We start from the raw sequence: 20,473 nt of genomic DNA on the forward strand, positions 1-20,473 counted from the left end.
AACTTCTGAAACACATTAAAATCCCCATTGAAAATTTCAGCTAGCCTTGGTATTTTATAGGTGACCGTTTAGATCAAATTGTATGGGAGTAAGAGAACGAATGGGAAATATAAAAAAAATCGCAGAATTATCAGGAGTGTCTGTTACAACCGTATCAAGAGTATTAAATAATCATCCTTATGTTAAAGAAGAAAAAAGAAAAGCAGTTTTAGAGACAATTGATAAATTAAATTACAGCCAAAACTTGAATGCTGTTCACCTGTCGCGAGGAAAAACAAGCATGATAGGTGTAATGGTGCCATATATTACTGTTCCATACTATGGAAGCCTGCTTGACGGTATCGGGGAAGAGGCGCTGAAAAATAACTATAGCATCAATTTATTTCAGACGAACTATGATGTGAACAAAGAAAAGGAAGCGCTTGAAAAACTAAAAAGCAAACAAGTGGACGGGATGATTATCGGCTCCCACACTGCTAATATGGACATTCTCCGCAAATATGCAAGTGACCATCCGATAATAGTCTGTGAAAAGGTAACAGAGGAAAATATCGCTGCAGTCTATATTGACCATTACAGTGCATTCAGGCAAGGTTTAGAATTTTTGCATAGCAATGGATACAAGCACATAGGCTACTGTGTCAACAGGGCGACAAGCGCCAACAGCAGGCTGAGGGAAAAAGCCTTTTATGAAGGCTTGCAGAAGTTAGGTTTGGCTGCAGAGAAGGAATGGGTATTTGACAGCTGCCTGTCAATTGAAGATGGAAAAAGAGTCGTTAAAAAACTGTTGGAATTAAAGGATAGACCGGATGCTTTGCTTGTATCGAGCGACCAAGTAGCAGCAGGCATAATAACAGAAGCAAGAAAGCAGCAGATGAACATTCCAGAGGATTTGGCATTATTAAGCTATGATAACCATCCAATATCTGAAGCCCTCGAGCTTACGACAATGGATTTGCCTATTGTCGAAATGGGCAGGCGTTCCTTTCAGCTTTTTCAGCAGCTGCAAGACAAGAAACAGGAAATGCCAATTGAACTGAAGGCCAAGCTTGTCGTTCGTTCAACTGTATAGAAAAAGAGGTCCATATCGGACCTCTTTTTTATAGGAACAGATTCAAAACATAATAACATAATGCTGCAACAGTTGCGGAAATCGGAAGAGTGATTACCCAAGTGATCAGCATTCTTTGAGCTGTACCCCATTTTACTCCTTTAAGACGGTGTGATGCACCTACCCCAAGAATAGAAGAGGAGATAACATGTGTTGTGCTGACTGGCAGGTGGATGTATGTCGCTCCAAAGATAATCATCGCACCAGTAATGTCTGCTGCAACCCCGTTTACAGGACGGATTTTCATAATGTTTCCGCCGACAGTTTTGATGATTCTCCATCCGCCGACAGATGTTCCTAGACCCATTGCTGCCGCACAGGCGAATTGAACCCAATGTGGGATATCGCTTGTTGTTAAATAGCCGTTAGCAATAAGAGCCATTGTGATGATACCCATTGCTTTTTGAGCATCGTTCGTACCATGTGTATATGATTGCAATGCCGCAGTGAAGATTTGGAAAATCCTAAATCTGCGGTTCGTTTTTGTTAAGTTAAGATCCTTAAAGAAGATCTTGAATAATGTATAGACAATATAACCCATTACAAAAGCGATAATTGGCGAAAGAATCAGGGCTTGAATAATTTTCATAAATCCATTATAGTTAAGGGCTTCAAAGCCAGATGCGGCAATCGCTGCACCAGCGATGGAACCGATAATTGCATGGGAGGAACTGCTTGGTATTCCGAAGTACCATGTCAATAGATTCCAGAAAATCGCAGCGATTAAAGCTGCCAATATTACAGTCGAACCATTTTCTAATTGGAAAGGATCTACAATATCCTTCGTGATAGTCTTTGCTACACCAGTGAATGTCATCGCACCAACGAAGTTCATTATTGCCGCCATGATGATGGCATGCTTTGGCTTTAACGCTTTTGTCGATACAGAAGTCGCAATTGCGTTTGCTGTATCATGGAAGCCATTGATAAAATCAAAAGCCAATGCAAAAAAGACAATCAAAATTGTTATAAATAAAATCATATCCATTTTTGTTAGGACTCCTTACGCATTCTTCATAATGATGCTTTCAAGTGTGTTGGCAACATTTTGGCAGTAGTCAGCAATGTCTTCTAAGTTTTCGTAGATTTCTTTGTATTGAATGATGCGAATTGGATCTTTTTCTACTGAGAACAAATGCTTAATTGATTGGCGAAGGATGCCGTCACATTTTGATTCTGTATCTTTAATACGAATTGCATATTCTCTGATTTTTGGAAGTTTTTTCGTTGATAGAAGTTCAACTGATTTTTGAATTTCTACTCCACAGCTTTTAATTGCTTCAACAAAACGAATCATGAATTCGTCAGCTGTTGTGATATTGTACATCTCAAACAAAGCAGCACAATGCTCAAGTCCGTCAAGAACATCATCCATGCTCATAGAAAGTGCAAGAATATCTTCCCTTTCAATAGGAGTGATGAAAGCTTTATTTAACTCAGTAATTACATCATGGATGTATGTATCACCTTTTGTTTCAATTTCTTTCATGGTTTCGGAAAACGTTTTTAAGTCGCTTACGTTAGTGATTTTGTAATCTGCGAAATAGTCAGCGCCTTCCTTTAAGTTCGTTGCAATATTATTTAAAAGTACAGCGAATTTATCTTGTTTTTTGAAAACCATAATTGTTACCCCCGATTTAATTTAGACCCCAAAATAGTCAAGCCTTACATAGTTTATAGGAAAATTGTCGAATCTTAAAGTATTTAGACGAAAAATTTACAAAAACTTAATAATTGGTTTACAAAAAATATAAATTGGAACCTTATGTTATTTACATTCTTTATACTGTATTTACAAATCTTTTCTTTGTTTTACTGTTATTGTTAAACATTAAGCTTGTCACAATACCTCTGATATGGAATAGAATATATGATTTAATATTTGCCATTGGAGTGAGTGATATGTTGGAAAATGATATGATATTTATTAGGAAAACAACTGAAGAGGATTTACCGTATATTTTGAGAACAGAAAGTGATTCGGAAAACTCTCCGTTTATCCAGCAATGGACAGTCGATGAGCATATAGATGCAATCGTGCAGGATCAAAACCTTCTTCATTTAACTGTTATTAGTAAAGATTTAGAGGTGCCTGTCGGTTATTTATTAGTCAATGGCTTACTAAACGAAAACAACAGCATAGAATTGAAAAGAACCGCTTTTTCTCATAAAGGGAGAGGTTATGGAAGACAAATGCTGCTGTTACTTAAAAGTTGGGCATTTACTCAGCAAAATGCGAACAGACTGTGGCTTGATGTGGTGGAACATAACAAAAGGGCCAAGGATTTATATAAATCAGCAGGATTTCACGTAGAGGGGCTGCAGCGGGAAGCCGTCAAAATTATGGGGCGGTATGAGTCCATTTATTTAATGTCTATTTTGAAGGAAGAATATGATAACGGCTTATAAGGGGGATATAATGGCAAAGACAGTTCTAGTAACAGGAGCGAGCAGCGGTTTCGGATTCATCACAGCATTAGAGTTTGCTAAAGAGGGTTATGAAGTCATTGCAGCAGTTCGTAATAGGCAAAAAGGGGCCAAGCTAATAGAAGTAGCGAAGAAATTGGAGGTGCATGAACGAATTGCCTTGGAAATACTTGACGTTACGTGCACAGAATCCATTACAGCATTGAAGGAAAAGGTCGAAGCACAGGGGAAGCTTGATATTCTTGTTAATAATGCTGGTTTTGCGGGGGCAGGCTTCGCAGAGGAAATTTCGCTGCAAGAGTACAAGGAACAAATGGAAACAAACTTTTTTGGTGCTATTGCTGTAACGCAAGCTTTTCTTCCAATGATGAGAAGCAACAGATACGGTAAAATAATCATGATGAGCAGCATAAGCGGCAAAATTGGTTTCCCTGGCTTAAGTCCGTATGTATCCTCAAAGTTTGCCCTGGAAGGCTGGAGTGAGTCGCTTAGACTAGAACTCCTTCCTTTTTCGATATATGTCACATTAGTAGAGCCTGGTTCTTATAAAACAAATATTTGGACTGAGGGGAAAAAAATTACAGAAAAATCGCAGCTCGCAAGCTCCCCGTACGCCAGTCAGCTGGAAAGTGTTGAGGCTTATTTAAAACAGGGAGAACATAAGTATGGAGATCCACTGGAGGTTGCCCGTAAAATCGTTGTGATAGCAGAAACGAAAAAGCCAAAACTGAGGTATCGTCTTGGAAAAGGTGTGGGAATGACTATCTTCCTAAAAGAGCATCTGCCTTGGAAATGGTGGGAAAAAACAGTTCTATATATGTTGCGAAAATAATACATATAGGTAGTAACTAACTTAATGCAGCAATCATAATTGCTGCAACCATTTTTATGTCTTCATTCTTTTGGAGGTGTCTATGAATATCCATCATAATTTGAAACTGCATAATGGGATAGAAATGCCTCTTATCGGTCTTGGCACTTATAATCTTGGAGGTGGCAGGCCGACAGTGGAAACGGTCAAGGCAGCACTTGATCTTGGGTTTCGGTCAATTGACACTGCTTCCTTCTATAATAATGAACTAGAGGTTGGTGAAGGAATAAAAGAAAGCGCTGTCTTTAGGAAGGACGTTTTTGTAACAACGAAGCTCTGGAATGATGAGCATGGTTATGATGCTGCGTTAAGAGCTTTTGAAGCTAGTTTGCGAAGACTGGATATGGACTATGTAGATTTATATTTAATACATTGGCCTGGCAAGGATAAATATATCGAGACTTGGAAAGCCTTTGAGCGTTTGTATGGAGAAGGGGTTGTTAAGGCGATTGGCGTCAGTAATTTTCAAGAACATCATCTAAGCAAGCTTTTCTCCACCTGTAATGAAAAGCCGGCTGTAAATCAAATAGAATTGCATCCCCGCCTTACTCAGGAGAAATTAAGAGAATACTGCAAGAAGCTAAATATTAAAGTGGAAGCTTGGTCACCACTGGCCAACGGCAGGCTGCTGAACGAACCGACAATCAATTATATTGCCAAAAAACATGGCAGGACACCAGCGCAAATTATATTAAGATGGCATGTTCAAAATGACATCATTGTCATACCAAAAACATCCTCGATAAAGCGCCTTGCAGAAAACGGAAATATTTTTGATTTTCGCTTAAGCATGGAAGAAATGAATTTAATTGACAGCCTAAATATGAATGAACGAATTGGCCAAGATCCAGATAAAATGATTTTTTAATCTAAAGTATATAAGAAGGTGCAAGCTGTTTTGACGGCTTGCACCTTCTTGTTATACTGCTAGGTTTAAAAATAAAAACATGTGGTAAATATAGAGTACAAGCAGATAGCATAAAAGAATTACAAACAAGCTGCAGCTAATGTTACCTTGCTATCGCAATTTTTACTTAACAAAATGGAACTAAAAGGAGTGTTTAAGATGGGCTTTATTTGGTCTTTAATTATAGGTGGTATTATCGGTTGGCTTGCAGGGCTGATTGTCGGGAAGGATATTCCAGGAGGAATTATCGGTAACATTATCGCCGGATTTGTCGGTGCATGGTTAGGGTCATTAATTCTAGGAGATTGGGGTCCAACACTTGCTGACTTCGCTATCATTCCAAGTATCATTGGAGCAGTAATTCTAGTGTTTGTTTTAAGCTTTATTTTGAGAAAGATGCGCAAAACAGCGTAAATATAACTAAAAAACGGGATAAAGGCAGAGTGCCTTTATCCCGTTTTTTTATTCTCCGAGCAGCGTAAGTGCATTTTCAGGAAATACTGGCGGATCATCAAGGAAAGGAGCATATACTGTTAAGCTTTCCCCTGTAATCGGATGTGTCAGCTCAAGCCTTGCTGCATGCAAAGCCTGCCTGCTATACACAGGTGTTCCGCCGTACAGAATATCTCCTGCAAGAGGATGGCCGATGGAACTTAAGTGGACGCGGATTTGATGCGTTCTGCCAGTATCCAGACTGCAGGAAACTAATGATAAATCTTTTTCAGGAAAATAAGCAAGCTTTCTGTAGTTGGTGACAGCGGCTTGTCCATTTTCTGAGATCCTTCTTCTTGTAGCATGATGACGGTCTTTACCAATTGGCTTGTCAATCTTGCCTTTTTTTCCTTTAACATATCCGTGAACAAGAGCTAAATAGGTTCTTTTTATTTTCCGTTCCCGCAAAGCATAATCTAACATATTTCCAATTAGTTCATGCTTGGCAAATAATATACAGCCTGTTGTATTCCGATCTAGTCGATGAATATGTTTAAGCTGTCGTTCCTCTCCATTCATTAACAAATGAAATGCTGCCCCGTTTGTAAGGGAGGAAACATCTTCTAAGGAATTAGGATGGGTATCTATCTCTGCAGGTTTATTTATGATTAATAAGAAGTCATCTTCATACACAATGTTTAGCTCCATATAGGTAGGTTCTATATTAGCAGACTGCGAATCAAACATCTTAATGGATAACGTATCACCAGTAGTTAATGTTGTGAGCCAATTTGTGATTATTTTATTGTTCAGCATTACTTTTTTTTGCATCTTGAAAAGATGCACTTGTTTTTTAGATGCAAGCATTACCGTGCGGAATAAGTCCTCAAGAGACATATTCTTCCATTTAGCAGGTATAGCCAGCTGCATCCATTCTCCTTTTCTTTCGAAATGCATAATTAAACCTCCATTAGTGCTGGTTTTGGCAATTATTAATAATCTTGCATAACCCATCATATCATGGTTTTAATTACCACGGAAAACTGGATGTGGTCTATGTTATTCTATTGATAATACTTTATGTATATTTTTAAAGAGGGTGGTAAAATCCAATGAAGGTAGCTTATGCTTCAACACCTGCACAGGAAGAGCAAATAAACGAACTTATACAAACTTTTTATACGTCCATTTTCCCCGACTTTTTTTCTGACGATGAAATTAACAAGTTCTCACGTTTGAATGTACTGCGTTTAACACAAGAGCAAGCCTATATGCTTAGCACCCTAAAAAACTCCTACCAAGTTATAGCAGCATTGCAGACCATTATTTCTATCGTCGAGAATGCGGAAGAAAGTGACCAATATGATTCATTATTCGAAAAGAATGTCGAGATTTTAGATGAGTTCGAGTTATTTTTCCCTTTCCGTCTGGATAATTTCACAAAAAAAGATAAAAGCCTAAGTATTTATGTAGAGGCAGCCAATGAACATTTAATATAAAGATGCCGCAGGATAAGCCTGCGGCTCTTTTTTTTGCATATACATAATATTATGTTCATAACAAGATTATCTTACAGGGAAATAGGGAAATGTAGAATTAAAAAGTGGAAAAAGGGAGCAGCTTAAATGACAAAACTAGATTTATCCAAGTTTGAAAAGCGGTTGATTATCAGAAATACAGAATATAAAGATATAGACAAAATTATGCAGCTTCAGGCAGAGTGCTTTCCTGGCATGGAACCGTGGACGAAAGCCCAGCTAAAAAGCCATTTGGATTTATTTCAGGAGGGGCAATTTGTTGCTGAATATAATGGAGAAATTATTGGGTCATGTTCTAGCCTGATTATCAATTTTGATGAGTATGATGACAGACATACATGGGATGATGTTACAGACAAAGGGTACATAACGAATCATAATCCAGACGGCTATAATTTATATGGTATTGAAGTTATGGTTGATCCAAAGTATAGAAGAATGAAAATAGGTCATCGCCTCTATGAAGCGCGCAAAGAACTGGTACGCCGCCTAAATTTGAAAAGCATCATTATTGGAGGCAGAATCCCGAACTTTTATAAATATGAAAATGAAATGTCTGCGAGAGAGTATGTGGAAGAAGTTATCCATCACCGGATTTACGATCCTGTATTATCCTTCCAGCTGATTAACGGTTTTACGATGATGCGCATAAACCCTAATTATCTGCCGGATGATAAGCAGTCCAGCAAATATGCGACGTTAATGGAGTGGAATAATGTTGAATATTTGCCGCAGTCAAAGCGTTTTTTCAAAAGCAGTTATCCTGTCAGAATCTGTGTAGTTCAGTATATGATGCGGCAAATTGACAGCTTTGAGGACTTTGCTAACCAAGTTGAGTATTATACAGATGTTGCATCAGATGCCTCATCTGATTTTGTTGTATTTCCTGAAATTTTTACAACACAGCTTATGTCTTTCCTTGACGAGAAGATACCGATAAATGCTATCCGTAAAGTGACGCAATATACAGAGCAGTATATAGAGCTGTTCTCCAGTCTTGCGATCCGATACAATATTAACATTATCGGGGGCTCCCATTTTGTGCAAGAAGACGATGAAGAGATTTATAATATCTCGTATTTATTTAGACGAGATGGAAGCATTGAGAAGCAATATAAGCTTCATATTACTCCGAATGAGCAGAAATGGTGGGGAATCAGCCAAGGTGATCAAGTTCGTGTATTTGACACAGACTGTGGTAAAATTGCGATTCTGATTTGTTATGATATTGAATTTCCGGAGCTTGCAAGGATTGCGACAGATATGGGCGCAAAAATCATCTTTACACCATTCTGTACAGAAGACCGCCAAGGATATTTACGTGTCCGCTATTGTGCTCAAGCAAGAGCTGTGGAAAACCAAATTTACACTGTTATCGCAGGGACTGTCGGTAATTTACCGCAGACCGAAAACATGGATATTCAATATGCCCAGTCTGCGATCTTTTCACCATCTGATTTTGAATTTGCAAGAGATGGAATTGTCGGTGAGACGAATTCGAATATTGAAATGGTCATGATTGGCGATGTAGATTTAGAAGTGCTTCGCCGTAAACGGCAAAATGGTACAGTAAGACATTTGAAGGACAGAAGAGACGATCTTTATGAAATTAATTATAAACATAAAAGATTTTAATGAAGTAAAAAACCGCGGAACCCTAACCGCGGTTTTTTTTTTGGTGGAATTCTTTTTTACATCATTGTTGTGTGAATGTCATATCCGCTTACATTGTCGTTGGCATGGTCAATGTAGCGGAGCAAAGAATATAAATGATTCTCGATTACAGTATAATCATGTTCGAAATTATAGGCGTGCAGGAAATGTTCAATTTTTTTTGAAAGAAAATGATCCTTAGTGCGCACCATTAATATTAAAAGATTATCCCATTCTGAACGATGGGTGTAGTACAGTGCACGATCATAATCGACTTTATTCAAGCTGTCCGCCTCCTTTTGTTTGAAGGAGATACTTATAGTATATAGCTGATCTGAACAAAATCTCATTCTAAAACTTGGCTATGTTGAATTATCAGGGTTTTCTTTTTTTACCTGTATAAAAAAGCTGAATAAAAATCTGTAATTGATAAAAAATAAAAGGGAAAAGGAGGGCAATATGAAGAAAATAACCATTTTTATGCTTTGCCTTGCACTTTTCCTTCCATCTTCAGCTAAAGTTTTAGGAAAGGAGCTAAGCAGGGAGGAGCAATACACATATGATGAATATCAGCGAGATATATGGAAAATGAAAAGCAGATACAAAAGGCAATTGGAAGTACATACAATTGGCTATTCAGAATATGGGAGAAAGCTGTACGGAATAAAAGTTGGAAAAGGTGAAAAATCCATTCTGATTAGCGGAGCGCATCATGGCAGAGAGTGGATCACTGCTCTTTTAATGATGAAAATGATTGAAAATCAAGTACAGCAGGAGGATTTGTATAACCGTATGGGAGAGTATTCTATCTGGTTTGTGCCGATGCTCAATCCAGATGGTGTTACCATCCAGCAGGGAGACCTGCAGAAGTTTCCGCTGTTTTCACGTATTTCTTTAAAAAGGATGAATGAAGGATCGAAAGACTTCACCCGCTGGAAAAGCAATGGAAGAGGAATTGATTTAAACCGTCAATATCCGGCAGGCTGGGATGAGTTGAAGGGTGAAAGTCCGAAGCCTTCTTATAAGAATTATAAAGGCAAAAAACCGCTTGAAGCAAAGGAGGTTCAAGCGATCGTAAGCTTGACGGAAAAAATCAAGCCGACAATTGCTGTCGCTTATCATTCCTCTGGCCAAGAGATTTATTGGGAATACAACAATAAGGAAAACACAGAAAGAGACCGAGCTATTGCTGCAAAATTGGCAGAAACAACAGGCTATGACCTCGGCACTCCTGATGTGGACGCAATTGGCTCAGGTTATACAGACTGGTTTATCAGCACCTATCATTTGCCTGCATTCACCATTGAAATTTGTCCTTCTGTTGAAGAGACAAATCCGCCAATGGACACATTCGGTGAAGAATGGAAGCGGAATGTTCATGTTACGTCTGTTTTGCTCGAGGAAGCAAAACAATTGGAAAATGTACATAAAAAGAATCTAGACTACAGATAATAGGAAAAAAACCAAACGGAGGATTACTATGAAAAATCGGGCTTTTCCTATTTTAGTTGCTTCTATTCTTATTATGGGATTTTTGTTTCCATCCCATAATATAGCAGTCCAGAAAGTGGATTATGAAAAGTATGGGAGCATTGCCATTGCTGTAGTCAAAGCAGATTATCCTGAACAAGCTGTTACAGACTATAAATACATGGGCCGAAAGAAAATATCGACAATGGAAGTGGAAGACAGCTTTCAGTTCATAGTGAAGGAAAATAGCAAAGAGAAAACAGTTCAAGTGACAATTAAACATGATATAAAGAATGATAAGTTTATTTCTTTAACGGTAAGCGAACCTGAGCAGCCATAAAAAAAATCTGGGGGGAACCCAGATTTTTTTTAATAGACATCCTTTTTTGTAAAAGTGAAAAAGGAAACAGCTAATGCCGCAATTCCCCAAACTGCCAATACTGTTAACGAAAACGGCAAGGACATGCCTTCAATAGGCGGGATATTTCCTTGCAAATAATCGGTTAGCCTCAAGTTCACCATAAATAAATATTTGGCAGCTTCCCATGATGATGCAATATTAGAGATGATGGTCCCAGAAATTAAAAAGGCAAGCATCACTCCCATGCCAGCAGCTGTACTCCTGACAAGAATAGACAGCATAAAGGAAAGGGTCCCGACAACAAGGGAGACAAACCAGGCTAAACCAAACACCATCAATATATACTGCCATTGAGGAACGAGATGGACTCCTGCAGTATTAAGCTCTCCAGCTTGGACCGTAAATCCAGTCAAGATTGGAGCAGTCCAGCCTACATAGCCAAAGAACAGTCCGCTGATAAGATAAGAAAATAAACCGAACATAAACAAGATGAACGAGATGGACAGCACCAATGTGATGTATTTGCTGAGCAATATTTTCCAGCGGCGGACCGGCCTTGTTAAGAGCAGCTTTATGGTGCCGATGCTCCTTTCAGATGAAACTAGGTCGGCTGCGACAATCATCACCATTAACGGCAGCAAAAGCTGCATAGAGTTATCAAGAAACACTCGCAGAAATGTTGGCGCCCCAGGCTCCTGCGGATTAATATCATGATCAAGATAATATTGGGATTGACTGATTCGGACTTTTAGCTGATTCCGCCATTCGTCAGAAATCCCGCTTGAGCCTATTCTATTTTGAGTGTCGATAATGGATTGCTGCAAGGTTGTCCGCCAATCCACATCTCCTAATCGTTTCTTTAAGTTTTCCATTTCGCGAAACTGTGCATATGTGAACATAGCAATCATCACGGCAATAATTAAGGTAACAATATACAGCCTTTTGCTCTTAACAAGCTTAAGCATTTCGTTATAGACAAGATTACTCAATCGTGCCACCTCCTGTCAGTTCAAGGAAGAGATGCTCTAAAGAAGGAATTTGTCTATTCATTTCAATTATATTAACATTCGCCTCAAACAACATTTTGCTCCACTTGCTTGCCTCTTCTTCTAAAAAAGGCGTAATGACGTTTTCGCCGTCAATTTTGACAGAAGGAGAGACGCTCTTTAATAGATCAATACCAACATCCATAGGAGTAAAGCGCCAAATAATTCTTTCTTGTGCAGTAAGCAAGGATTGAACAGACTCTGTATGAATAATCTTGCCATTCAAGATGATTGAGACTCTGTCACAAAGCAGCTGGATTTCACTGAGGAGATGGCTTGAAACTAAAACACTTAAGCCTTCCTTTTCCGCCAAAAAGCGGATAAATTGTCTCATTTCTCTTATGCCGGATGGATCTAAACCATTTGTCGGCTCATCAAGTATTAAAACTTTAGGTCTGCTTAAAAGTGCCTGCCCGATGCCAAGTCTCTGTCTCATCCCGAGTGAGTAGGTTTTTACCTTATCATGAATTCTGTCTTTCAAACCGACAAGCTCGATGATATCTTCAATCCGTTTATCATCAACCCCCTTTAACATGCGCGCAAAAAATTGCAGGTTTTCCCAGCCGGTTAAGTAAGGATATAGCTCTGGATTTTCTACAATGCAACCAAGCCTTTCCATTGCTTTAGAAAAATCCTTTTTAACATCATAGCCGCAAATTTGGATGGAACCAGAGGTTGGCTTAATCAAACCGACAAGCATTCGAATTGTTGTTGTTTTTCCGGCTCCGTTTGGTCCAAGAAAACCAAATACTTCTCCGCTTTTCAGTTCAAAGCTGATATCTTTAATAATCTTTCTTTTCCCAATCGTTTTCGTCAGGTTTTTAACTGCCAGTGTTGTTTCACTCATTTTCTTCTACCTCCCAGGAAATTAAGGAAGCGACTCTGTCTGCCATCAATTCGTATCCTTGTTTGTTCGGATGGAAATGGTCTGAATAAAGATAGGTTTGGACATTCTGCTGAAAAATATCATATGTAGGAACAAAGATTGTCTTCGCAAAAGCTGCACTCGTTTCCGCACTTTCATAATTCCAGTCCCGGACAATTTTAGAGGTAAGCTCACTATCTTCCAAATCACTGAAAGGATTATAGAGACCAATCAGGTAAATTGGTGTCTTCTCATTTGTCGCTCTAATTGTTGTCAAAATATCCTCTAAATTCTGATTATAGGTTGCAGATAATTTGGAAACAGTACCATCATCAAAATGGGATAGTGTTTCTCCACCCTGGAATAAATCATTTCCGCCTATCGTAATAAAAATGATGTCGGCATTTTTAATTTGCCGCTGTATTTCCTGCTGCTTGACCTGGGCCGAGAGCTCTGTAGAGGTTTGGCCTTTAATACCATAGTTTTTTAGTGTAATGTCTTCATCTGTTTTATCAGACAGCTTGTCTTTCAGATAGCCGATATAGCCTTTTCCTGCCTCATCGCCAGTTCCCCTTGTAAGAGAATCTCCTAGAGCTAAAAGCTGTACCCCTCCAGATGGTGCTGCTTCTGCAGGTTTATTGGATGTGTCTAATTCCTTCTTAGAGCCTTGGGCATAATCGACAAGCACCCAGCCGAGACCAAACATCCACATCAAACAGACGAGCAAAGAAAGCGAAGTAATATAGATGGTTGCCTTCTTTTTCAATATGTCTCCCCCTTTTTCATTTTTAAGTTCTTATGTCATATTTTATCGATGCTTGTAAGCGGAAGCAAACAATAGCTAGTTTTAAGTGTTGACAAGTAAAAGATTAAATAGACGTTATGGATGTTAAAGCAAAAAAAGAGTCAGGCAAAAGCGCAAGACTCTATTTCTATGTTAATGAATGTCCTTTTTCTTAAAGCGTCCGCCTCGAACCTCTGCAATATTAGCTACTGCAAGGAAAGCAGTTGGGTCCAGCTCCTCTACAATCAGCTTCAGCTTCGCTTCTTCCAATCTGTTGATGACACAGAAGATGACTTTCTTATTATCGCCAGTATAGGCACCTTCACCTTTCAGATAAGTTACCCCCCGTCCTAATCTTGCGATAATTGTCTCACCAATCACTTCAGCATTATCGCTGATAATCCAGGCTGACTTTGATTCATCGAGTCCAGCTATGACAATATCGATCACTTTAAAGGCAATAAAGTAAGCGATGATGGAATACATTGCACGATCCCAAGTGAAAACAAAACCTGCCGTAATAAAAATAAAAAAGTTAAAAAACATAATAATTTCTCCGACAGAAAAGGGAAGTTTCTTACTGAAAAGAAGTGCGAGTATTTCGGTGCCATCCAATGAGCCTCCGAAGCGAAGAACGATGCCAACGCCAACACCAAGAATAATTCCGCCGAAAACAGTTGCAAGCAGTAAATCTTCTGTAAATACAGGTACATCATGAAGCAGAATGGTTGTTATGGAAAGAACCGTTATTCCTAATAATGTGGAAAGGGCGAATGTCTTCCCAATTTGTTTATAACCGATGTAAAAAAACGGAATATTCAAAAGGAAGATAAAGAAGCCTAGCTTAACGGATAGCAAGTGGGAAAGGATAATGGAAATACCGACAATTCCGCCATCAAGGATTTGATTAGGAACAAGAAATTCTTCAATGCCAATTCCCATCATGACACTTCCTAAGATAATAAAAAGTGCTCTTTTCAATAGAACGCTTTTAGGCAGCACTTTATGCTGCGGTTTTTCCATATTTATAGATGTTTCAAGCTGTGGTGATTCCATTCAGTTTCCTCCAATCAATATAGTGAATTTTAAGAATTATTAAAATTTAAAAAGGGCAAATATAAAGGGGATACTCTAAATAGAGGGGTTAGTATTATTTTATCATACAGATGTTTAGTTGGCATATTCTAAAGCTTCAAGAAGAAGCTTGGCTGGCTTTATTTAAACCAGCCTTTTCGTTTGAAGTATAAGAACATGCAGCAAGCTATCAGAACCATTGTTCCTAATAAACTAAAGTAACCATATTTCCAGTTTAACTCAGGCATATACCGGAAATTCATGCCGTAAAGGCCAGCAAGAAAGCTCAGTGGCATGAATATGGTTGTAATCACTGTCAGGATTTGCATAATGCGGTTGGACTGGTGGGCATTATAAGACAGGTAGCTGTCTCTAATATCAGCAGTCATTTCTCTGTTAGATTCAATTACTTCTGCCAGCTTCAATAAATGGTCGTAAATATCTGAGTAGTATTCCCGTTTATTAGAAACAGCTGTTAATCTTTTTGTGTTTAACAATGTATAGAGGAGATCTCTCATCGGCACAACTGTATGGCGCACAGATAATAATCGATGCCTTGTTTCATAAAGGTCGTCTAATAATACTTCCATTGATTTGTTTTCAGGGTTTTCGTCAATTTCATTCAGAAAATCTTCAATTTCATAAATAATGGGTATATAGTTGTCAACAAGTCGGTCTAATAATTCATAAAGTACAGTGAATTGACTCCACTTAGCTGGCTTTTTTTCACCTAAGAGCTTTTTGGCCACAAATTGGACTTCGATGGAAGGTTCCTTATGAAAGCTGACGATATAATTATCACCTATAAAAAGATTAAGTTCTTCTTTCGCATATGTTTTAGCTTCAAGACTGTGGGTAACCAAAAAAGTATACTCGTCAAAATAGTCTATTTTAGGACGCTGCAGATTATGGAGGCAATCTTCAATAGATAGGGGATGGAATTGAAGAGGCTCCCGTAAATATTCAATTTCACTATCCACAGGGCTATTGAAATCAATCCAATACCACTCATAATTGCCTTCCTGCAAGTCCTCCATAGTCAGGCCAGTTTCTAACGTATTCTGTTTTGTTAATGCGATAATGTCAATCATTTTTTCTCCTTAATACTGGGAGCAAGGATATACCTTATGTCCATAATAATAATAGTGTATATATTATCATATTCTTGACGAAAAAACTTTTCAAGGTTATTATTTCATTAGTTAGTTACAAAAAGTAAGTAAAATGGAGGGTACCAATGACTACAGAAATTAGCAGTGAACAGTTTATGGATATATTAAAAGCACGCAGAGCCGTGAAAGTTTACGACGAGAGCTATCAATTATCAAAGGAAGAAATTGAAGAGCTTCTTGAGTTAGCAGGTAGAGCGCCGTCTGCTTGGAATCTGCAGCATTGGCATTTTGTTGTTTTTCATGGAAATGAAGCACAAGAAAAACTTCTTCCGATTGCTTTCAACCAACAACAGATAACACAGTCATCTTGTGTTATCGCTGTGCTAGGTGATTTAGAAGCAGATAAAAACGCAGAAGAAGTATTCGGGAAAGATATGGAAAAAGGCAGAATAAAAGAAGAGCTTGCTGATGTTATTAAAGGCCAGATTAAAGGAGCATACTCTAACGACGTATATCCTAGAGATGCAGCTAACTCTAATGCTTCCTTGGCTGCTATGCAGTTAATGATTGCAGCAAAAGGCAAAGGACTGGATACATGTGCTATCGGCGGTTTCAACCGCGGGAAGTTTGTGGAAGAGTTCCAAATCTCTGAGCGCTATTTGCCGATAATGCTTATCACAGTCGGAAAGGCAGCTGCTCCTGGTAGAGAAACAGACCGCTTGCCATTAGAAAAAACAACTACTTGGATTTAAGGAAAAAACCGGACAGATGTCCGGTTTTTTGTCTATATGCCCATTCTTTTATGAGGCTATACATAACGATTTTTTGCATCAGAAGTAATGCTTAAATGCTTTTTTTGCTATAATAGTGATAATTAAATCGCATGTTAATGCCTGTGAGGATGAATGGATATGAAAATACTTGTTATAGAGGATAATGAAAGTGTATGCTCCATGCTGGAGATGTTTTTTCTAAAGGAAAACTATGAAGGCGTATTTATACATAATGGTAAAGAAGCGCTAGATTATTTTATGGAAAATCAGGAGTGGGATATCATCATTGTCGACTGGATGCTGCCTGGAATGGAGGGCGTGACAATCTGCAGGAAAATAAGAGAGGTCAGCTCTGTTCCAATTATCATGCTGACTGCAAAAGACAGTGAGTCAGATCAGGTGCTCGGACTGGAGATGGGTGCAGATGATTATGTGACGAAACCATTCAGCCCATTGACACTGATGGCGAGAATTAAAGCTGTTACCCGCCGTTATCAGAAGGATGCTGTCAGCAAAGTGGATTCTAATTTCCTGACAAGCGAACATTTTAAAATCAGCAAAGAAACGAGAGAAGTAATCTATAATGGCAAGACACTTTCCAACTTGACTCCGAAGGAATTTGATCTGCTTTATTATTTGATAAGCAATCCGAAACAGGTGTTCACTCGAGAGCAGCTGCTTGACAGAGTATGGGGTTATCAGTTCTATGGAGATGAAAGAACAGTGGATGTTCATATTAAAAGGCTCCGCAATAAGATTGGCACAAAAGAACAGCCGTTTATTCATACAATCTGGGGAGTAGGATATAAGTTTGACGAAAGTGCCGGCAATGGAGAATAAAAGAAAAATAAAAGAGGAGGGATTTGTCCCTCCTCTTTTTATACGATTTCTGCTTCTGATGGGGAAACAGCTGGCTGAGCTATCTGCCTTTGGCTGGAGCTTTCAGGAAGCTCCTCAAGCTCGCGCATCTTCATTACTTCCACATATTTAATATGGTGGTCTTCCATTTCAATTATTTTAAAGCTGTAGGAATCGAATGTCAGGATATCTCCTTCTGTTGCATCATAATCAGAAGTCAAAATCCAGCCACCTAATGTATCAATATCCTCATCATCCATCTCAATGGACAGCAGGGAGTTGACTTGTGTTATCAACAGCTTTGCATCGAGGATAAAGTGGTTTTCCTTCACCTTTTGAATGCTTGGAATCTCATCCATATCAAATTCATCGCGAATATCACCGACAATCTCTTCAATGATGTCCTCAACTGTTACTAAACCTGAGGTTCCGCCGTATTCGTCCATTAATATCGCCATATGAATTCGTTCCTTCTGCATTTTAACGAGCAAATCATGGATTGGAACGGTTTCAATGACTCGGATAACTGGACGAATATAGGAATCTAGCTTTTTCGCGCTTAAATCTTTTGAACGAATCAATGCGGTCATAATTTCCTTGACGTTAATCATGCCGACAATATGATCCTTGTCACCATCTGTAATAGGGTATCTTGTAAACTGTTCACCTTGAATGACGTCCATTAGGTCATCAAGGTTGCTTTCTTGTTCCAATGAGATGATCTCTGTACGCGGAACCATAATTTCCTTTGCGATGCGATCATCAAAATCGAAAATCTTGTTTACATACTTAAACTCTGATTGGTTTATTTCGCCGCTTTTAAAACTTTCAGAGACAATAATGCGAAGTTCTTCCTCCGAATGGGCTAAATCATTTTCAGAAACAGGCTTTAATCCAAACATGCGAGTAATGATTCTTGCAGATCCGTTTAAGACCCAAATGAATGGGTACAGCACCTTATAAAAAGCAATCAATGGTCTTGCTGCCATTAAGGTAATTAATTCTGCTTTATGAATAGCGAATGTTTTTGGAGCCAATTCTCCCACTACTACATGAAGAAACGTAATAATGGCAAATGATATGGAAAAGGACAAGATTGTCACAGCTGCTTCCGGAATGTGAATAAAATGGAATAAAGGTAACAGAATGTCATGAATTGTTTCCTCACCAAGCCACCCGATGCCAAGTGCTGTAATGGTGATACCCAATTGACATGCCGATAAATATTCATCAAGGTTTGTGATGATTTTTTTTGCGGCAATGGCATTTTTGTTGCCTTCCTCCATTAACTGGTCAATTTTAGAACTGCGCACTCTGATAATAGCAAACTCTGAAGCTACAAAAAATGCAGTAAAAGCAATCAAAATGGCTATAATAACCAAGTTAAATATGTCCAATAAGTTTCCTTATCCCGCAATAGGCGAGTAAGGAGTCACCTCCTGATTAATACATGATATTAAATTTTCAAATGGCTAATTGACATGTCTATATTTCTGGATCCTTTTTTAAAATGAATGTGATCTAGTCTTAGTTTGTATGAAGCTGATTGTAGGTTCTAGGATATGATCAATCATTTTAGGAAAAGAATCAGAAGTTCTTTTTAGATTTACGATCCCATCGTACCACCTCAATCTTTCCGTTAGATATAATAATAATTATACTTTAAGCCAAACTGCGCAGTCAAACGATGCAATTTTTCAATTTTCAGTTTATTGAATGATGGCTAAAGCTCTTATTTATCATTTTATGTGAAAGAGAAAAAAATATGTTTAAGCATTGTTTGTCTTTTTGCTCAATATTTAGTGCGGTCTTTAAGCTTTGACCGCACTCTTATGTAGTTATTTTGCCTTTACCACTTCTATAGAAGAAATGTGATCGTTTTGTACTTCGGCTACTTTGAATATATAGCCTTCATATTCAATAGAATCTCCTAAACTTAACTCAGAGCTGACAGAAAACAGCCAGCCGCCAATCGTGTGCATTTCGTCATTTTCAATGGAAATGGAGAGAAGTTGGCTCACATCATTTATATGAAGTTTAGAATCCATTCGATAATGGTTTTCGCCGATTTTCTCGATGGAAGGCTTTTCGTCTACATCGAATTCGTCCATAATATCTCCGACTATTTCTTCTAAAATATCTTCGACAGTAACAAGCCCTGCTGTCCCGCCAAACTCATCATGAAGAATGGCAATGGAAGTCCGTTCCTTCTGCATTCTTATTAAGAGCAGTTGGATTGGTATTGTTTCCATCACATGAATAATCGGTTGAATATACGTTTTTAATGGAGAATTATCCATGCAGCTGTCTCTAATACAATCAGTCAATATTTGTTTTGCATGGATAAAGCCGACAATCATATCCTTATTCCCGTCTTTCATAATCGGAAATCTTGTGTAGCGATTAGAGCTGATTGCTGTAATGGCCTCATTTAATGGCATGTCCTCTGATAATGCTACCATTTCTGTTCGCGGCACCATCACTTCATGAGCAAGTCTGTTATCAAACTCAAAGATTCGTTGGACATAACGATATTCCGTCCTGTTTATTTCTCCATTTTGATAGCTTTCCTTCAAAATAAGCTGAAGCTCTTCTTCTGACAGTGCGTTGTCATTCGTATCAGTGCTTTTGACCCCATATAAGCGGGCTACTAGTCTAGCTGCATGATTCAATACCCATATAAAAGGGAAGGTGATTTTATAAAACAAAATGAGAGGTTTCGATAAAGACAAGGTGACTCTTTCCGCATAACGGATAGCGATAGATTTAGGAAAGAGCTCCCCAATGACAACATTAATATAAGTGACAACAGAAAACGCCAGCACAAAGGAAATAATATGTGCTGCAGAATCTGGCAGCTGTAATTTTGCTACAACCGGCGCCATAATTTTCAGCACAGTCGGTTCACCGAGCCAGCCTAAACCCAATGAGGTTATGGTGATTCCGAGCTGGCAAGCAGATAGGTAGCTATCCAAATGGGTCGTGATTGTTTTGGCAGAAGCTACGTTCTTATGTCCAGCTGCCTCCAAAGAATTCAACCGGCTTGGTCGCACTCTGACCATGGCAAATTCGATTGCAACAAAAAAGGCAGAAAAGGCTATTAGTACAAGTATGAGAAGAAGATTGGAAATAATCACTGCGCTCAACACCATTCGTTATTGTCTTTGCTGCTACTCCTAAACTAATTGTTA

The 20,473-nt window shown here is 38.5% G+C and carries 22 protein-coding genes; 11 read left to right on the forward strand and 11 right to left on the reverse strand.

Going from position 1 to position 20,473, the window contains the following annotated elements; all coding sequences use genetic code 11:
• Positions 1–100 precede the first annotated feature (100 nt).
• The gene (locus tag L8T27_RS03500; protein ID WP_237940754.1) at positions 101–1,072 is read left to right on the forward strand and encodes a LacI family DNA-binding transcriptional regulator; all 972 of its coding nucleotides are present in this window, start codon (positions 101–103) and stop codon (positions 1,070–1,072) included.
• A gap of 28 nt (positions 1,073–1,100) precedes the next feature.
• Here L8T27_RS03500 and L8T27_RS03505 read toward each other — a convergent pair whose 3' ends face one another.
• Together L8T27_RS03505 and L8T27_RS03510 are read right to left on the reverse strand one after the other, a co-directional pair.
• Complete coding sequence (locus tag L8T27_RS03505; RefSeq protein ID WP_233317353.1) at positions 1,101–2,099, reverse strand: inorganic phosphate transporter; 999 nt, start codon at positions 2,097–2,099, stop codon at positions 1,101–1,103.
• A 15-nt stretch (positions 2,100–2,114) separates the two neighbouring features.
• Complete coding sequence (locus L8T27_RS03510) at positions 2,115–2,732, reverse strand: DUF47 domain-containing protein (protein ID WP_233317352.1); 618 nt, start codon at positions 2,730–2,732, stop codon at positions 2,115–2,117.
• Between the two features lie 281 nt (positions 2,733–3,013).
• Here L8T27_RS03510 and L8T27_RS03515 point away from each other — a divergent pair, with 281 nt between their 5' ends.
• From L8T27_RS03515 to L8T27_RS03530, 4 genes are all read left to right on the forward strand, one after another.
• Positions 3,014–3,520, forward strand: coding sequence for a GNAT family N-acetyltransferase (locus L8T27_RS03515; protein ID WP_237940755.1), 507 nt, complete (start codon positions 3,014–3,016; stop codon positions 3,518–3,520).
• Positions 3,521–3,527: 7 nt separating this feature from the next.
• Positions 3,528–4,370 carry an SDR family oxidoreductase gene (locus L8T27_RS03520; RefSeq protein ID WP_396953794.1) on the forward strand — a complete coding sequence of 281 codons (843 nt, stop codon included), beginning with the start codon at positions 3,528–3,530 and terminating at the stop codon, positions 4,368–4,370.
• Positions 4,371–4,452: 82 nt separating this feature from the next.
• Positions 4,453–5,277 carry an aldo/keto reductase gene (locus L8T27_RS03525; protein WP_237940756.1) on the forward strand — a complete coding sequence of 275 codons (825 nt, stop codon included), beginning with the start codon at positions 4,453–4,455 and terminating at the stop codon, positions 5,275–5,277.
• A 198-nt stretch (positions 5,278–5,475) separates the two neighbouring features.
• On the forward strand, positions 5,476–5,730 hold the full coding sequence (locus L8T27_RS03530; RefSeq protein WP_233317348.1) for a GlsB/YeaQ/YmgE family stress response membrane protein: 255 nt from the start codon (positions 5,476–5,478) through the stop codon (positions 5,728–5,730).
• 48 nt (positions 5,731–5,778) lie between these two features.
• Here L8T27_RS03530 and L8T27_RS03535 read toward each other — a convergent pair whose 3' ends face one another.
• Positions 5,779–6,705, reverse strand: a complete 927-nt coding sequence (locus L8T27_RS03535; protein WP_233317347.1) for an RluA family pseudouridine synthase — start codon at positions 6,703–6,705, stop codon at positions 5,779–5,781.
• A 155-nt stretch (positions 6,706–6,860) separates the two neighbouring features.
• Here L8T27_RS03535 and L8T27_RS03540 point away from each other — a divergent pair, with 155 nt between their 5' ends.
• Both L8T27_RS03540 and L8T27_RS03545 read left to right on the forward strand, forming a co-directional pair.
• On the forward strand, positions 6,861–7,247 hold the full coding sequence (locus L8T27_RS03540) for a DUF5365 family protein (protein WP_233317346.1): 387 nt from the start codon (positions 6,861–6,863) through the stop codon (positions 7,245–7,247).
• A gap of 126 nt (positions 7,248–7,373) precedes the next feature.
• A complete protein-coding gene (locus tag L8T27_RS03545) occupies positions 7,374–8,921 on the forward strand; it encodes a bifunctional GNAT family N-acetyltransferase/carbon-nitrogen hydrolase family protein (protein ID WP_233317345.1) in 1,548 nt (515 codons plus the stop codon).
• Positions 8,922–8,977: 56 nt separating this feature from the next.
• On the opposite strand, the gene L8T27_RS03550 is transcribed toward L8T27_RS03545, so the two are convergent.
• Entirely contained in the window at positions 8,978–9,223 is a 246-nt protein-coding gene (locus tag L8T27_RS03550) for a YhdB family protein (RefSeq protein WP_233317344.1), read from the reverse strand.
• A gap of 175 nt (positions 9,224–9,398) precedes the next feature.
• On the opposite strand from L8T27_RS03550, the gene L8T27_RS03555 reads away from it, so the two are divergent.
• On the forward strand, positions 9,399–10,391 hold the full coding sequence (locus tag L8T27_RS03555) for a M14 family zinc carboxypeptidase (RefSeq protein ID WP_233317343.1): 993 nt from the start codon (positions 9,399–9,401) through the stop codon (positions 10,389–10,391).
• 28 nt (positions 10,392–10,419) lie between these two features.
• Entirely contained in the window at positions 10,420–10,749 is a 330-nt protein-coding gene (locus tag L8T27_RS03560; protein ID WP_233317342.1) for a DUF3889 domain-containing protein, read from the forward strand.
• Positions 10,750–10,778: 29 nt separating this feature from the next.
• Here the strand turns inward: L8T27_RS03560 and L8T27_RS03565 are convergent, their stop codons facing one another.
• The 5 genes from L8T27_RS03565 to corA form a co-directional block, all read right to left on the reverse strand.
• Positions 10,779–11,759, reverse strand: coding sequence for a DUF2705 family protein (locus tag L8T27_RS03565; RefSeq protein ID WP_233317341.1), 981 nt, complete (start codon positions 11,757–11,759; stop codon positions 10,779–10,781).
• Positions 11,752–12,663 (reverse strand): ABC transporter ATP-binding protein, encoded by a 912-nt coding sequence (locus tag L8T27_RS03570; protein WP_233317340.1) that lies wholly within the window; start codon positions 12,661–12,663, stop codon positions 11,752–11,754. Before L8T27_RS03570 ends, L8T27_RS03565 begins: the two co-directional genes overlap by 8 nt.
• Positions 12,656–13,447 (reverse strand): SGNH/GDSL hydrolase family protein, encoded by a 792-nt coding sequence (locus L8T27_RS03575; RefSeq protein WP_233317339.1) that lies wholly within the window; start codon positions 13,445–13,447, stop codon positions 12,656–12,658. The genes L8T27_RS03570 and L8T27_RS03575 overlap by 8 nt, the downstream gene beginning before the upstream one ends.
• A gap of 171 nt (positions 13,448–13,618) precedes the next feature.
• Positions 13,619–14,488, reverse strand: a complete 870-nt coding sequence (locus L8T27_RS03580) for a YitT family protein (RefSeq protein WP_396953795.1) — start codon at positions 14,486–14,488, stop codon at positions 13,619–13,621.
• Positions 14,489–14,679: 191 nt separating this feature from the next.
• Positions 14,680–15,630 (reverse strand): magnesium/cobalt transporter CorA, encoded by a 951-nt coding sequence (corA, locus tag L8T27_RS03585; RefSeq protein WP_233317337.1) that lies wholly within the window; start codon positions 15,628–15,630, stop codon positions 14,680–14,682.
• A gap of 146 nt (positions 15,631–15,776) precedes the next feature.
• Here corA and L8T27_RS03590 point away from each other — a divergent pair, with 146 nt between their 5' ends.
• Complete coding sequence (locus L8T27_RS03590; protein ID WP_233317336.1) at positions 15,777–16,403, forward strand: nitroreductase family protein; 627 nt, start codon at positions 15,777–15,779, stop codon at positions 16,401–16,403.
• Between the two features lie 159 nt (positions 16,404–16,562).
• Positions 16,563–17,264 carry a response regulator transcription factor gene (locus L8T27_RS03595; protein ID WP_233317335.1) on the forward strand — a complete coding sequence of 234 codons (702 nt, stop codon included), beginning with the start codon at positions 16,563–16,565 and terminating at the stop codon, positions 17,262–17,264.
• 38 nt (positions 17,265–17,302) lie between these two features.
• Here the strand turns inward: L8T27_RS03595 and L8T27_RS03600 are convergent, their stop codons facing one another.
• Positions 17,303–18,679: a hemolysin family protein gene (locus L8T27_RS03600; protein WP_248574470.1), complete on the reverse strand. Its 1,377-nt coding sequence runs from the start codon at positions 18,677–18,679 to the stop codon at positions 17,303–17,305.
• 441 nt (positions 18,680–19,120) lie between these two features.
• A complete protein-coding gene (locus L8T27_RS03605) occupies positions 19,121–20,419 on the reverse strand; it encodes a hemolysin family protein (RefSeq protein WP_237942237.1) in 1,299 nt (432 codons plus the stop codon).
• Positions 20,420–20,473 lie beyond the last annotated feature (54 nt).

Source organism: Niallia sp. Man26 (assembly GCF_022049065.2).
Lineage (GTDB): Bacteria > Bacillota > Bacilli > Bacillales > Cytobacillaceae > Niallia.